We start from the raw sequence: 14,920 nt of genomic DNA, 5'->3' as shown, positions 1-14,920 counted from the left end.
AGATCAAGAAAGTTCGAACCACACGCATGGGGAGGTGCCGTGACTCGACTGTTCTCCGACCGCAACCGCCCGGTCCATATGGGGCCGTTTCCGCTCGAAACCCTTGCGCGCGGGGAAACACCCGACCTTGCCGACGTGCCGCCGATGCAGCAGGTCCGCTTCGACCGTCCCGACGCGCCGGAAAGCATCGTCAACGCGATGCGCGAGTATCAGGCGATCCTCGACACGATCCGCGGCGGTCTGACAAACCCGGAGGTCTCGGAGATTCCCGGCGATCCGGTCGAGCGCGCCAACCACCTCAAGGCTTTCGGCTATTTCAACGACGCGGCCATGGTCGGGATCTGCCGGTTGGACGCGGCCGCGCTGCTGGAGACGCCCTTTCTCAATCCCGACATCGACCGTCTGGCCAGGGACATCCAGACGCGCCAGACCAAGACCCTGGCCTCTGGGATCGATGTCATCATGGCGGACCTGAAGGACAGCATCGCCGCACCGCCCGCACCAATCAGCGGGCACAGCCATGCCATCGTCTACCTCTACGAGAACCCGCGCGAGCCGGGCGAGGATGAGCCCGGCTGCGACTGGCTGAAGGATGCGCTGGCGCAGCGCGCCTGCCTGCGCGCCTCGGAGACCGCCAATGTCATCGCGAATTACATCCGCCTGCTGGGGCACGATGCAAAGGCGCATTCGGGGGCGGCCTCGGACGTCGATCTCAATCGGCTGACGGTGGCGGCGGGGCTGGCCATGGTGCGGGAGGGGCGGCTCGAGGCGCCGTTCCTCGGGACGCGCTTCGGCGTCGGCGTGGTCACCTGCCGTCTGGATCTGGCCTGCGACCAGCCGCTCGCGGCGCAGCCCGGCTCGGGCGGTCTGGCATGGCGGCTCGGCCGTGGCGTCCAGCGGTCCGCGCTGAACGGCAACCCCTACGACCGCCGCCGCTTTGTCGACGGGGCGCATCCTTTCGAGCGGCTGAAGCGGGTCGACGCGCCCACCACCTATATCGACGAGGCGCGGGTCGCCCGGGTGCCGAAGCGCGCCGACATGTTCGCCCGCGCGCAGTTCGGCGACATGGGCAAGGCGCTGCAGGAGGGGGCCAAGGGCGGCCATTACGCGCGCAAGGCGGCGCCCTCCTCCGCGCAGCGGCGGGCGCTCGGGGCCTTCGTTCTGAACCAGGACGGGACGCCGGATCCGGGCGGCGCACGGCCCGCGGACGCCGCGCGCAATGCCGCGAACATCAAGGCGGCGAGCTATTTCCTGGGCGCGGACGCGGTGGGGATCTCGCGCTGCCCCGAGTGGGCGTGGTACTCGCACGACGCCCTCGGCACTCCCATCGAGCCGCCGCACGACCAGGCGATCAGCATGATTATCGACCAGGGCTTCGAGACCATGGAGGGCGCCAGCGGCGACGACTGGATCAGCGTCGCGCAATCGATGCGCGCCTACCTGCGCTTCTCGCTGCTCGGGGGCGTCATCGCGCAGCAGATCCGCAACCTCGGCTACAAGGCCAAGGCGCATACGGTCCTGGATGGCGAGGTGCTGCAGCCGCCTCTGCTGCTGCTGTCGGGGCTGGGCGAGGTGAGCCGCATCGGCGAGGTGATCCTCAACCCCTATCTCGGGCCGCGGCTCAAGTCCGGAGTGGTGACCACCGACATGCCGCTGGCACATGACAGGCCCATCGACTTCGGCCTGCAGAGCTTTTGCGAGAGCTGCAACAAATGCGCGCGGGAATGCCCGTCGGGGGCGATCACCGCCGGGCCGAAGCTGATGTTCAATGGCTACGAGATCTGGAAGTCCGACAGCCAGAAATGCGCGACCTACCGTATCACCACCAAGGGCGGCGCAATGTGCGGGCGGTGCATGAAGACCTGCCCGTGGAACCTCGAGGGGCTCTTTGCCGAGCGGCCTTTCCGCTGGGCGGCGATGAATGTGCCGAAGGCCGCGCCGCTGCTGGCGCGGCTCGATGACGCGGTCGGCAACGGCAGGCTGAACGACGTCAAGAAATGGTGGTGGGACATCGAATTGGAAGAGGACGGCGCCTATCGGCCCAGCCGCCATCCGGTGAATCGCCGCGATCTGCAGCCCGGGCTGGACCTGCGCTACGAGGACCAGACGCTGGCGGTCTATCCCGCGCGCCTGGCGCCGCATCCCTGGCCCTATCCCTTCCCGATGGACCGCGAAAAGGGGATCGAGGCCTACCAGGCGATGCTCACCGCCCGCGAGTACAAGCTGCGATTGGAGCAGGGCAGGGATGATCACCTGCATGGCTACAGCGTGCCGGAAGATGCGCCGGTGATCCGGGTCGAGGTGGCCGAGGCCCATGCCATGACCGCCGATGTGACGAAATACGAGTTCCGCAGCCTCGACGGTTCGGACCTGCCGGAATGGACCGCCGGGGCGCATCTCGACATCCTGGTCGCGCCGGAATTCCTGCGCCAATACTCGATGAGCGGCGATCCCGCCGACCGCACGCGCTACCAGATCGCCGTGCTACGCGAGGAGGCGGGCCGGGGCGGCTCGAAGCTGATGCACCGCATCTTCACGCCGGGGCGGAAGATCTTCATCTCGCGGCCGATCAACCATTTCCCTCTCGAGGAGTCTGCGCCCATGTCACTGCTCATGGGCGGCGGCATCGGCATCACGCCGATGATCGCCTTCGCCCACCGCCTGCACGCCTTGGGTCGGGATTTTGCACTGCACTACTCCTGCTCGCGGCGCGCCGGGGCCGGATTTCTCGACGATCTGGCGGCGATGCCCTGGGCCGGGAAGGTGCATCTGCATGTCTCCGACGAGGGGACGCGCGCCGACCTGGATGCGATCATGGGCGGCTACGCCCCGGGATGGCACGTCTACACCTGCGGGCCCGACCGCTACATGCAGGGTGTCATGGCGGCGGCAGAGCGCGCCGGCTTCCCCGAGGAGGCGCGGCACCTGGAGTATTTCTCGGTGCCCGAGCAGCCCGACTACGAGAACCACCCCTTTGCCCTGCGGCTGAAGGACGGGCGCGTGCTGCAGGTGGCCGAGGACCGCAGCGCGGCGGAGGTCCTGCAGGCGGCGGGGATTCCGATCGACCTCAAATGCGACGACGGCATCTGCGGGGTGTGCAAGTGCGGGGTGCGGGCGGGGGAGGTCGAGCACCGCGACTTCGTTCTGTCGAAGGCGCAGCGGGAGGGCGCGATGATCACCTGCCAGAGTCGCGCCGCGACACCGGGCGGGGTGATCGAGCTGGACCTGTGAACGCGGGCCGGGCCGCGGGGTGCCCCAGCGGGCCGCGCCGTCCGGCAGGTCAGGTGCCGTCCAACCGCTTGAGCAACTCCCGCAATTTGCACGCGTCGCGTTTCCCGAGGCGCTGCTCGAGCGCGGCCTCGTAGTCCTGCGCCGCCCGCGACAGGTGCCGAAACGCCTCCTGTCCCGGCGGGCGCAGCGAGAGCCGTTCGCTGCGCCGGTCGTCCGGGCTGGTGACCCGCGAGAGGAATCGCTTTTCCTCCAGCGCGCGGACCGCGCGGGAGACCTTGGTCTTGTGGATCGAGGCGCTTTCCGAGATCTCCTTGGCGCTCATGTCGCCGTGGCGGCCCAGGTGGAACAGCACCCGCCACTCGGTCCGAAGCATCCCGTAGCGGTCGCGGTAATTTCTTGAAAACACGTCACTCTGCGCTTCAGCCGCCTGGTTGAGAAGGTAGGGCGTGAAACTGGAAAGCTCGAAAATGTCATCGCTTTCGCGGGTTTGTGCCAATTTCTTGATCACCTCAAGAATCCCTCTTGTTAGTTACAAAAGTAACTAACAACATGTCATCAATACGTCGAGGGAGGACTTCGGAGATGAATGACCTGAGCAAAATTTCCGGTCTGACGCGCGCCGCTGGCATCAGCGCCCTGCACGAGGGCTACATGCCGGGCTTCGGCAATGACTTCGAGACCGAGGCGCTGCCGGGCGCGCTGCCCGACGGGATGAACTCGCCCCAGCGTTGCGCCTACGGGCTCTACGGCGAGCAGCTCTCGGGCACCGCCTTCACCGCGCCGAGCCATCAGAACGAGCGCACCTGGTGCTACCGCATCCGTCCGGCGGTGAAGCACACCGGCCGCTTTGCGAAGATCGACGTGCCCTATTGGCAGAGCGCGCCCTACGTCGATCCGGACGTGATCAGCCTTGGCCAGTACCGCTGGGATCCGGTGCCGCATTCGCAGGAGAGCCTGACCTGGCTCACCGGCATGCGCACGATGACCACGGCGGGCGACGTCTTCACGCAGGTCGGCATGGCGAGCCACATCTACCTGGTCACCGCCTCGATGCAGGACGAGTATTTCTATTCCGCCGACAGTGAGCTGCTGGTGGTCCCGCAGGAGGGGCGGCTGCGATTTTGCACCGAGCTCGGGGTGATCGACCTCGAGCCCAAGGAAATCGCCATCCTGCCGCGCGGTCTCGTGTACCGGGTCGAGCTGATCGACGGGCCGGCGCGCGGCTTCGTCTGCGAGAACTACGGCCAGAAGTTCGACCTGCCGGGCCGCGGCCCGATCGGCGCCAACTGCATGGCCAACCGCCGCGACTTCAAGACGCCGGTTGCCGCCTTCGAGGATCGCGATGCCAAGAGCCGCGTGGTGATCAAGTGGCAGGGGCAGTTCCACGAGACCTGGATCGGCCACTCGCCGCTCGACGTTGTGGCCTGGCACGGCAATTACGCGCCGGTGAAATACGACCTGCGCACCTACTGCCCGGTGGGCGCGATCCTCTTCGATCATCCCGACCCGTCGATCTTCACCGTGCTGACCGCGCCCTCGGGCGTCGAGGGCACCGCCAATATCGACTTCGTGCTGTTCCGCGAGCGCTGGATGGTGGCCGAGAACACCTTCCGCCCGCCGTGGTACCACAAGAACGTCATGTCCGAGATGATGGGTAATATCTACGGCGAGTATGACGCCAAGCCGCAGGGTTTCGTGCCGGGCGGGATGAGCCTCCACAACATGATGCTGCCGCACGGGCCGGACAACGAGGCCTTCGAGAAGGCCAGCTTCGGCGAGCTGAAGCCGGGCAAGCTCGACAACACGATGAGCTTCATGTTCGAGACCCGTTTCCCGCAGCACCTGACCCGGTTTGCCGCGCAGGAAGCGCCGCTGCAGGACGATTACATCGACTGCTGGGACAGCCTGAAGAAGCGCTTCGACGGCACGCCCGAGGGCAACTGGGACTGAGTCGCCGCTTGAAAGGGGGAGGGGGCGCTGCCCCCTCTTGGCCTACGGCCAATTCACCCCCGGCGTATTTGGAAAGAGAAGAAGGGGCGGGATGCCCCCGGAAGGACTGCAATGAGCTTGATGCAGAGCTGGGTCGGCGGGGCGAACGAGCCCGGCTGCGATTTCCCTCTGAACAACCTGCCCTACGGGGTCTTCGACGATGGCCGCGGCGCCCGCATGGGCGTGGCGATCGGAACCTCGGTGCTCGACGTCGGCGCGGTGGACCACGGCCAGGATGCGGCGCTCTTCGCTGCGCCGTCGTGGAACGCGGTGATGGCGGCCGGCCCCGAGGTCTGGACGGCGCTGCGCGCGCGGCTGACCGAGCTGCTTGGCGACGAGGCGCATCGCGCCGCCGTCGAGCCGCACCTGGTGCCGCTGGAGAGCGTGTCGCTGCTGATGCCCTTCACGGTCAGCGAGTACACCGATTTCTACGCCGCCAAGAACCACGCGTTCAATGTCGGCACCATGTTCCGCGGGCCGGAGAACGCGCTGCCGCCGAACTGGCTGTCAATCCCCATCGGCTACAACGGCCGGGCCTCCTCGGTGGTGGTGTCGGGCACCGATGTCACCCGCCCCTGGGGCCAGCTGAAGGGCCCGCAGGACGATCTGCCGCGCTTCGCGCCCTGCGCGCGTTTCGATCTCGAGCTGGAGATGGGGGCCATCGTCGGCACGCCGTCGCAGGGCATGGTCTCGGTGGCGCAGGCGGACGAGATGATCTTCGGCTACGTGCTGCTCAACGACTGGTCGGCGCGCGACATCCAGGCCTGGGAGTACCAGCCGCTCGGCCCGTTCCAGTCCAAGGCCACCGCCACCACGATCAGCCCGTGGATCGTCACCGCCGCGGCGCTGGCGCCGTTCCGCACCTCGACGCCGGAGCGCGAGCGCGAGCTGCTGCCCTACCTGCGCGAGCCGGGACCGATGCTCTACGATATCGACCTCGAGGTGGCGCTGGTCCCGGAGGGAGGTGAGGAAGAGGTGATCGCCCGCACCAACTACCGCGAGATGTACTACTCGGCGGCGCAGCAGCTTTGCCACCACACCAGCAGCGGCTGCGCCATGCGCACCGGCGACCTGCTCGGCTCGGGCACCATCTCGGGGACCACCCCCGAAAGCCGCGGCTCGCTGCTGGAGCTGAGCTGGGGCGGCAAGGAGCCGTTGGAACTGCCCGGCGGCGCCACCCGCAGCTTCCTGGAGGATGGCGACACGCTCACACTGCGCGGCGCCGCCCAGGGCGATGGCTACCGCATCGGCTTCGGCGCCTGCGCGGGCAAGGTTCTGCCCGCCGTGCCGCAGCCCGACTGGACCAAGGATTGAAGGAGGCACTCATGGCCAAGGCATTCGCGTCGCAAGGCGACATGGAAGAAAAGAAAATCAGCTTCACGCAGGTGGGCGAGGGGCTCTATGCCTTCACCGCCGAGGGCGATCCCAACACCGGCGTCATCATCGGCGACGAGAGCGTGATGATCGTTGAGGCGCAGGCCACCCCGCGGCTCGCGCGCAAGGTGATAGAATGCGTGCGCTCGGTCACCGACAAGCCGATCAGCCACCTCGTGCTGACGCATTACCACGCCGTGCGCGTGCTCGGCGCATCGGCCTATGGCGCGCGGGAGATCATCATGTCCGACACCGCCGCGGCCATGGTGGAAGAGCGCGGACAGGAGGATTGGGACAGCGAGTTCGGCCGCTTCCCGCGGCTCTTCCAGGGGCATGAGGAAATCCCCGGCCTGACCCGCCCCACGACCACATTCAGCGACCGCATGACCGTCTACCTCGGCAAGCGCCGGGTCGACATCATGCACCTGGGCCGCGCGCATACCGCCGGCGACGCGGTGATCTGGGTGCCCGACCAGGAGGTGATGTTCACCGGCGACATCGTCGAGTTCCACTCGGCCTGCTACTGCGGTGACGGCCATTTCGCCGACTGGCCCGAGACGCTGGCCAATATCGCGTTCTACGAGCCCAAGGCCATCGCGCCGGGCCGGGGTGACGCGCTGGTGGGCGAGGCGCAGGTTGCCGAGGCGCTGGAGAGCACCGCTGATTTCGTGCGCTCGACCTACAAGCCGGTGGCCCGCGTCGTGGCCCGCGGCGGCTCGCTCAAGGAAGCCTGGGACGCGGTGCGCGCCGAGTGCGATCCGAAGTTCGCCGATTACGCCATCTACGAGCACTGCCTGCCGTTCAACGTCGGCCGCGCCTACGACGAGGCCCGCGGCATCGACACCCCGCGCGTCTGGACCGCCGAGCGCGACCAGCAGATGTGGGCCGACCTGCAGGGGTGAGCGGCTGAGGCCCGGGCAGAGCCCCGGACCAGCCCCCGGCGTGGCTTCCGCGCCGGACGGCACACCAGACAAGACCCGCGCGCGGCCCGGTGGAGGAGCCGGACCGCACGCATCAGGGAGGAGAGAGAATGCCCGCATACAGCTACGCCCCGCAGCCCTTCGTGCGCCCGCCCGAGCTTGACGGTGCCGCCACCGGAGCCCCGGTCGCCATCGTCGGCGCCGGCCCCATCGGTCTGGCCATGGCCATCGACCTGGCACTGCACGGCATCCGCTCGGTGGTGCTCGACGACAACAACGTCGTCTCGGTCGGCAGCCGGGCCATCTGCTGGGCCAAGCGCACGCTCGAGATCTTCGACCGGCTCGGAGTTGGAGAGCGCATGCTCGAGAAGGGCGTGACCTGGAAGGTCGGCCGGCTGTTCCACGGCGACGAGGAGGTCTACAGCTTCGACCTGCTGCCAGAGGATGGCCACAAATACCCGGCCTTCATCAACCTCCAGCAATATTACGTCGAGGAGTACCTGCTCGACCGCGCCCGCGAATTCCCCGAGCTCATCGACGTGCGCTTCCTGTCGAAGGTGATGGACCACAGCGCCGGCCCCGATGGCGTGACGCTGACCGTCGAGACCCCCGAGGGCAGTTACGACCTGGCGGCAGAGCGGCTGCTGGCCTGCGACGGTGCGCGGTCGCCGACCCGCGAGCGAATGGGGCTCGATTTCACCGGCCAGACCTTCGAGGAACAGTTCCTAATCGCCGATATCGAGATGGAGCAGAGCCCCTTCGAGCAGGGCACCGCAGAGCGCTGGTTCTGGTTCGACCCGACCTTCCATCCCGGCAAGTCGGCGCTGCTTCACGAGCAGCCCGACAATATCTACCGCATCGACCTGCAGCTCGACCTCGGCGCCGATGCCAAGCTCGAGGCCAGCGAAGAAAAGGTCACCCCGCGGATCAAGGCGATCGTCGGTGACCGGCCGTTCCGGCTCGACTGGCTGTCGGTCTACAAGTTCCGCTGCATCAAGCTCGACCGCTTCGTGCATGGTCGCGTCGTCTTCGTTGGCGACAGCGCCCACGTGGTCAGCCCCTTCGGCGCGCGTGGCGGCAATGGCGGCATCCAGGACGTGGACAACCTCGGCTGGAAGCTGGCGGCGGTGCTGACCGGCGCGGCCGATGAGGCGCTGATCGAGAGCTACCACGAGGAGCGCTCGCACGGCTCGGCGGAGAACATTCTCAATTCCTCACGCTCGACCAACTTCATGACGCCGAAGACCGAGATCGAGGCGCTGTTCCGCCACGAGACGCTGCGCATGGCCCATGACCAGCCCTTCGCGCGGCGGCTGATCAACTCCGGCCGCCTGTCGCTGCCCTGCTCGCTGGAGGGCTTCGCGCTGCAGACCCCGGGCGAGGGGCAGGTGCGGCCCGGCCAGCCGATGATCGACGCGCCGGTGGGCAATGGCTGGCTGCTGCCGCTGCTGCAGGGCGACTTCACGCTGGTCGGCTTCGGCGAGATCGATCTGCCCGACGCGGGCATCCGACGGGTCGGCATTGGCCAGTCAGGGCGCGGCTACGAGACACATGACGACCGCAATGGCTACGCGCTTCAGCGCTACGGCGCCGCGGTGGCCTACCTGGTGCGCCCGGATGGTCATGCGGCCGCTGTGTTCCACGGCAAAGTGCCCGAAGCGGCGCTGAAAGAGGCGCTGGCCCGCGCCATGGGCCGCAGCTGCGAAAGGGAGATGGCATGATGCGCGAAACCTACGAGATGGGGCTCGGTGCCCGCGGTGACGAGGCCTACGAGGCGCTGATGGCCGCACACGAAGGACTCAGCGAGGCGCAGAGCCACGCGCTAAATGTACGGATCTTGCTGCTGCTGGCCAACCGCTTCGGTGACGTGGACGAGCTGAAGAAGATCTTCGAGACGGCCCGTGCCTATGACTGAAGCGGTGCTTTACGACTACTGGCGCTCGACCGCGAGCTGGCGGGTGCGCATCGCGCTCAACCTCGCGGGGATCGACTGGGAAAGCCGCCCGGTCGATCTCGTCGCCGGGGACCAGCGCGGCACCGCGCACCTGCAGCGCAACCCGCAGGGGCTCGTGCCGGTGCTCGAGATCGACGGGCTGCGCCTGACCCAGAGCCTCGCCATCCTCGACTACCTCGAGGACACCGGGCGGCTCTCGCTGCGCCCGAAGGACCCGGCCGAGGCGGCGCGTATGCGCGCGGTCTCGCAGGCCGTCGCCTGCGACCTGCACCCGGTCTGCAACCTGCGCGTCGCGGCCCATGCCGCCGCGCTGACGGGGCGCGAGGACACCCGCGGCGACTGGATGCGGCACTTTATCCGTCCCGGGCTCGAGGCGGTCGAGGCGCTGCTCGACGAGACCGGCCCTTATTGCATGGGCGCCGAGCTTACCCAGGCCGATCTGTGCCTGATCCCGCAGCTCTACAATGCGGCGCGCTGGGGCGTGCCCACCGATGACCTGACGCGCATCACACGTGTCGCGCGGGCCTGTGCCGGGCTCGATGCCTTCCGCAAGGCCGACCCCGAGGCGATGCAACCCGCACCCATCTGAGAGTTCACCGGGTCGGGGCGGAGGAGCCCGCGGCCCCACAAGGGAGGATCCCCCATGACGTTCCACACGACGATCAAGAAGACGGGTCTTGCGACCCTCGCCCTGCTGGCGCTGACCGGCGTGGCGCAGGCCAAGGACGTGCAGCTGGCGCTGTCGAGCTGGTTGCCGCCACGCCACCCGATCGTGGTCAATGCGATCAAGCCCTGGGCCGAGAAGGTCGAGGAGGTGACCGAGGGGCGCGTCTCGGTGCGCGTGCTGGGCAAGCCGCTGGGCAGCCCGCCGGCGCATTTCGACATGGCCCGCGACGGGGTGGCCGACATCACCTACGGTCTGCACAGCTTCACCCAGGACGACCGCTTCGCCGGCTCGCAGCTCGGGCAGTTCTCCTTCCTCGGAGATGATGCCGTGGCCGCCTCCAAGGCGTTCTGGAGCGTCTACACCGAGGACCTGAACGCGCGCGAGGAACACGCCGGTACCCATCTGCTGGGCCTCTTCATGCACGGGCCGGGCCTGCTGCACAACAACCAGCGCAAGATCGAGACCCCCACCGATCTGGAGGGGCTGAAGATCCGCGTGCCCGGTGGCTACATCGCCGGGCTGACCGAGGATCTGGGCGCCACACCGCTCTTCATGTCCTCGCCCGAGGTCTACGAGAAGCTCTCGCGCGGGGTGATCGACGGGGTGGCCTTCACCTACGAGGCGCTCACCGCGTTCAAGCTCACGGGCGACATCAAGTATTCGATGACCGTGCCCGGCGGGCTCTACAACACAAGCTGGTTCCTGGTGATGGACGAGGACAAGTGGGACGAGATCTCGCCCGAGGACCAGCAGGCGATCGACGCGATCTCCGGCGAGGCCTTCGCCGAACTGGTCGGCCAGGCGTGGAACGACGCGGATGTGGCCGCGAAGGAGAAGATCGACGCGGCGGGGATCGAGCTTTACGCCGCCTCCGCGCCGGTGCTGGAGGCGGTGAAAACCGCCGCCGCGCAGCATGAAAAGGCCTGGGCGGAAAGCCTGCCCGAGGGCGAGGACGGCACCGCGGCGCTCGCGCGGTTCCGCGAGATGACCGGCGTCGACATGTCGGCGGCGCAATGATCGCCAAGCGGTTCGAAACGATCCTCCTGGGGCTGGCGGCAACCTTGCTGCTGGCCCTGATGGCGGTGACCGGGATCGACGTGGTCGGGCGCTACCTGCTCAACGCGCCGCTTTCGGGCGCCTTCGAGATGACCGAACTGATGCTGGGGGCGCTGGTCTTCGTGGCGCTGCCACTGGTCAGCCGCGCCGGGGCGCATGTCGAGGTCGACCTGCTGGTCGGCGCGCTCCCGCGCCCGGTGCAGAAGGCGCTCGGCCTCTTCGCTGCCACGGTCTCGGCGCTGGTGCTGTGCTGGTTCGCCTGGACGCTGTTCGGCCTGATGCTGGATCAGTGGCACGAGGGCGCGCGCTCGGTCTCCCTCGGCGTGCCGCTGGCCCCCTTTGCCGCGCTGGGGGGCATCGCCTGCCTTGCCTCGGCGCTTTTCGGACTGCTGCGAGAACTCTCCCATGACTGAATCGATCATCGCCATCGTCATCCTGCTGGCGCTGGTCTTCGCCCGCGTGCCCATCGCCTTTGCCATGGCGCTGGTCGGCGGCGTCGGCTTCGCATGGCTGCGCGGCTGGCAACCCGCCGGGTCGATGGTCGGTGCCGCGGTCTTCGAGACCGGGCTGAGCTACTCGCTCTCGGTGGTGCCGCTGTTCATCTTCATGGGCAACGTGCTGGCCGGATCGGGCATCGCGCAGGGGCTGTTTGCCGGGGCCGACCGGGTGTTCGGCCGGATGCGCGGCGGTCTGGCACTGGCCGCGGTGCTCTCCTGCGGCGGCTTCTCGGCGGTCTCGGGCTCGTCGCTCGCCACCGCCGCCACCATGAGCCGTGTCGCCATGCCCCCCATGCGCCGCTTAGGCTATGCCGACAGCCTCGCCGCGGGCTCGATCGCCGCGGGCGGCACGCTGGGCATCCTCATTCCGCCCTCGGTGATCATGATCATCTACGGGCTGCTGACCGAGAGCGACATTGGCAAGCTCTTCATCGCGGGTCTGCTGCCCGGAGCCATCGGCATCGTCTTCTACCTGATCGCGGTGATGGTCGCGGTGCGCCTCGATCCTTCGCTGGCGCCGGAAGCCGGCAGCTCGCAGCCGATGACCCGCCGCGACAAGCTGGGGGTCGCGGGGACGCTGGGGCTGTTCCTCTTCATCATGGTCGGCATCTACGGCGGCTTCTTCACCCCGATCGAGGCTGCCGGCATGGGCGCCATCGCCTCGCTCGGGCTGGCGCTTGCGATGCGGGCGCTCGACTGGAGAGGCTTCGTCTCGGCCTGCCGCGAGACGGTGCTGGCCTCGGCGATGATCTTCGCGATCATCATCGGCGCCGAGATCTTCTCGGCCTTCGTCAACTTCGCGGGGCTGCCCGACGCGCTGGTCGACATGATCTATGGTGCCGAGATCAGCCCCTGGACGGTGATCTGGATCATGGTGGGCATCTACCTGCTGATGGGCTGCGTCTTCGAGAGCCTGTCGATGATCCTGCTGACCGTCCCGGTGTTCTACCCGATCGTCGCGCAGCTCGATTTCGGCTCGGGCCCGCTGGCCGACCCCGAGGCGCTGCTGATCTGGTTCGCCGTGGTCGTGGTGGTGGTCACCGAGGTCAGCCTGATCACCCCGCCGGTGGGGATGAACGTCTTCGTGCTGCGCTCGGTCATGCCGGACATCGCGCTCTCGACAATCTTCAAGGGCATCATCCCGTTCTGGCTCGCCGACCTCGTGAGGCTGGCGCTGCTGGTGCTGGTGCCGTGGATTTCGCTATGTCTTCTGTGACGAAGGACACCGGGGGTTCCATGACCGACAGCATCAGCGATCCGACGACACTCGCTCCGACGACCCAGTCTCTCCCCATCGCGCTCATCCGCGCGCGGGAGACGCTGCTGCGCGAGCTGCGCCCGATGCTGGCCGAAGCCGGGGTGAGCGAGCCGCAATGGCGTATCCTGCGGGTGCTCATCGAGAGCGGCCCCTGCTCGGTGCAGGGGCTGGCGGAGGCGGCCTGCCTGCAGCCCGCCTCGGTCTCGCGCATCCTGCAGTCGATGGTCGAGCGGGCACTGGTCGAACGGGTGCAGGACAGCGAGAACCGTCGCCGTCAGGTGGTCTCGGTGACCGACGAGGGCCGGGCGCTGGTGGCGCGCTTCACCCCGGTCTCGCGCGACATCACCGACACCTTCGCCGCGCGCTTCGGCCCCGAGCGTTACCAGCAACTGATCGCGCTGCTCGACGCCTTCATCTCGGAGTGCGACGGGCCTTTGACCAGTTCGACGTGATCCGGTAAGAGGTGGACCCCATTTCCCGGACAGGTTTGCGGCGCTGCCAAGCTTGCCTGTTGATCATGCTGCCGCCTGTAGGTCAGGGCCCTGATGTGCCTCGACCGGTGGCCTGCCGCCGAGTGCGGAATGCGGGCGCTCGGTGTTGTAGAAGGTGATCCACTTGCCGGCGCCTGCCCGGGCCGCAGACCCGGTTTCGAAGGCGTGGAGGTGGAGGCACTCGTATTTCAGGTGTGTGTGTTGTGTGCGCTACTTGACGCGCGACTCCCATTACCTGCGACGGTAGGGGCGCCCGCCCATTTTCTCCATCATCTTTTCGCGGAAGACTTCGGCCGGGGTCCTCCATCCGAGGCATTTGCGGGGCGTGTTGTTGAGCTGGTCGCAGAGTTGCTTCAGTTCGAGCTCTGTCATGGCAGCGATGTCACGCTGCCTTGGAAGCCAGCGGCGGAGCCGCCGGTTTGTGTTCTCGACAGTGCCTTTCTGCTAGGGCGAGGAGGGGTCGCAGAACCACGTTTGGGTTCCGAGCTGAGCCTGCAGGTGCGGCCATGACACGAACTCCGTGCCGCGGTCGAAGGTGATTGACCTGCGGCCCGCCACGGGCAGATCCCGCACCGCCTTCACGATCTTGTCCCTCTCGGCAGATTGCTTGGCAATCGCCTGCCGGGCAGTGCATGACCGGTTTCGTGCGCTTGTTCACGTTCTTCAGCAGCACCGTGAAGCGGCTGACGCGTTCGACGAGAGAGGTGACGTTGGTCTGGCCAAGCGATTGTTTGAACAGCATCAAATCGCCTTCCCAGTGTCCGAATTCCCTGCGGTGTGCGACGTCGTCCGGGCGGAACAGGATACTGACATCACGGTCGAATTTTGGCGCGCGGCGCTTGCGGGCTCGGCGTGGAGGCGAGCCCTGCGGTGCTCGGGCAGGTACCACCAGAGCTCCTGCGCCATACCTTCCTTCGAGTAGATGTAACGGTAGATCGTCTCCTGGCAGACCCGGAGCGTCGCACCTTCGTGGATCAACCGGTTGCCGATCTGCTCGGGGGTCCAGCCGTTCTTGATGCGCTCAACGACCTGATTTCGAAGCTGCAGATGCCGGATCAGCTTGCGCTGGCGGGCGCGCCGATCGGTGGCCTGCCGATGCGCAGCGGCGCCGTAGTAGCCATCATAGCCCGGCAGGCACTCATCGCTGAACCAGTTCCGCTTGATCTCGCGGTAAATGGTGGCTTTCGAGCGCTGCAGCACGCGGGCCATCTCCCGAACAGGGACCTTTGCCAGCTTCCAGCGTTCGATCTGGACACGTTCCTTGACGCTCAGTTGCGCGTAAACCGCTCCCATGGCAGACTCTCTCCATTAGATAACCATCTGTTTTCTAATGGGAGTTGCACTTGAGGGTAGCGCGCACCCATCATTTCTTATTATACGTATAAGGGACATTATGTGACGCCTGAGGCGAGCCAAATGCGGATTTTGTCCTGAGGTCGTGGCCACCTGTCGGGGTGTTCACGCGTGCAGCAGTAATATTGCG

12 protein-coding genes and 2 pseudogenes are annotated in these 14,920 nt (G+C 67.2%); 11 read left to right on the top strand and 3 right to left on the bottom strand.

Annotated elements, in window-relative coordinates:
- The first annotated feature begins 78 nt into the window (after positions 1-78).
- Complete coding sequence (locus tag LC039_RS21775) at positions 79-3,231, top strand: 2Fe-2S iron-sulfur cluster-binding protein (protein WP_226628366.1); 3,153 nt, start codon at positions 79-81, stop codon at positions 3,229-3,231.
- Between the two features lie 49 nt (positions 3,232-3,280).
- Here the strand turns inward: LC039_RS21775 and LC039_RS21770 are convergent, their stop codons facing one another.
- Entirely contained in the window at positions 3,281-3,727 is a 447-nt protein-coding gene (locus LC039_RS21770) for a MarR family winged helix-turn-helix transcriptional regulator (protein WP_226628235.1), read from the bottom strand.
- A gap of 86 nt (positions 3,728-3,813) precedes the next feature.
- Between LC039_RS21770 and hmgA the strand changes: the two genes are divergently transcribed.
- The 10 genes from hmgA (at position 3,814) to LC039_RS21720 (ending at position 13,398) form a co-directional block, all read left to right on the top strand.
- The gene (hmgA, locus tag LC039_RS21765; protein ID WP_226628233.1) at positions 3,814-5,181 is read left to right on the top strand and encodes a homogentisate 1,2-dioxygenase; all 1,368 of its coding nucleotides are present in this window, start codon (positions 3,814-3,816) and stop codon (positions 5,179-5,181) included.
- Between the two features lie 111 nt (positions 5,182-5,292).
- Positions 5,293-6,534, top strand: coding sequence for a fumarylacetoacetase (gene fahA, locus LC039_RS21760; protein WP_226628231.1), 1,242 nt, complete (start codon positions 5,293-5,295; stop codon positions 6,532-6,534).
- Between the two features lie 11 nt (positions 6,535-6,545).
- Complete coding sequence (locus LC039_RS21755; protein WP_226628230.1) at positions 6,546-7,496, top strand: MBL fold metallo-hydrolase; 951 nt, start codon at positions 6,546-6,548, stop codon at positions 7,494-7,496.
- 128 nt (positions 7,497-7,624) lie between these two features.
- Positions 7,625-9,235: an FAD-dependent oxidoreductase gene (locus tag LC039_RS21750; protein ID WP_226628229.1), complete on the top strand. Its 1,611-nt coding sequence runs from the start codon at positions 7,625-7,627 to the stop codon at positions 9,233-9,235.
- A complete protein-coding gene (locus tag LC039_RS21745) occupies positions 9,235-9,429 on the top strand; it encodes a DUF2783 domain-containing protein (protein WP_226628228.1) in 195 nt (64 codons plus the stop codon). Before LC039_RS21750 ends, LC039_RS21745 begins: the two co-directional genes overlap by 1 nt.
- A complete protein-coding gene (maiA, locus tag LC039_RS21740) occupies positions 9,422-10,057 on the top strand; it encodes a maleylacetoacetate isomerase (protein ID WP_226628365.1) in 636 nt (211 codons plus the stop codon). The genes LC039_RS21745 and maiA overlap by 8 nt, the downstream gene beginning before the upstream one ends.
- Before the next feature lie 54 nt (positions 10,058-10,111).
- Complete coding sequence (locus tag LC039_RS21735) at positions 10,112-11,152, top strand: TRAP transporter substrate-binding protein (protein ID WP_226628227.1); 1,041 nt, start codon at positions 10,112-10,114, stop codon at positions 11,150-11,152.
- On the top strand, positions 11,149-11,604 hold the full coding sequence (locus LC039_RS21730) for a TRAP transporter small permease (RefSeq protein ID WP_226628226.1): 456 nt from the start codon (positions 11,149-11,151) through the stop codon (positions 11,602-11,604). The genes LC039_RS21735 and LC039_RS21730 overlap by 4 nt, the downstream gene beginning before the upstream one ends.
- Positions 11,597-12,904: a TRAP transporter large permease gene (locus LC039_RS21725; RefSeq protein ID WP_226628225.1), complete on the top strand. Its 1,308-nt coding sequence runs from the start codon at positions 11,597-11,599 to the stop codon at positions 12,902-12,904. Before LC039_RS21730 ends, LC039_RS21725 begins: the two co-directional genes overlap by 8 nt.
- Before the next feature lie 20 nt (positions 12,905-12,924).
- Complete coding sequence (locus LC039_RS21720; RefSeq protein ID WP_226628224.1) at positions 12,925-13,398, top strand: MarR family transcriptional regulator; 474 nt, start codon at positions 12,925-12,927, stop codon at positions 13,396-13,398.
- Positions 13,399-13,461: 63 nt separating this feature from the next.
- On the opposite strand, the pseudogene LC039_RS21715 reads toward LC039_RS21720, so the two are convergent.
- Together LC039_RS21715 and LC039_RS21710 are read right to left on the bottom strand one after the other, a co-directional pair.
- Positions 13,462-13,629, bottom strand: a pseudogene (locus LC039_RS21715) (integrase core domain-containing protein); the annotation flags it as partial.
- A gap of 39 nt (positions 13,630-13,668) precedes the next feature.
- Positions 13,669-14,730, bottom strand: a pseudogene (locus LC039_RS21710) (IS30 family transposase).
- Positions 14,731-14,920: the final 190 nt, after the last annotated feature.

It is taken from the genome of Alloyangia pacifica (assembly GCF_020524285.1).
GTDB classification, from domain to species: Bacteria; Pseudomonadota; Alphaproteobacteria; order Rhodobacterales; family Rhodobacteraceae; genus Salipiger; species Salipiger pacificus_B.
The sequence above is the reverse complement of the archived record's forward strand: the minus strand, read 5'-3'. Positions and strand labels throughout refer to the sequence as shown.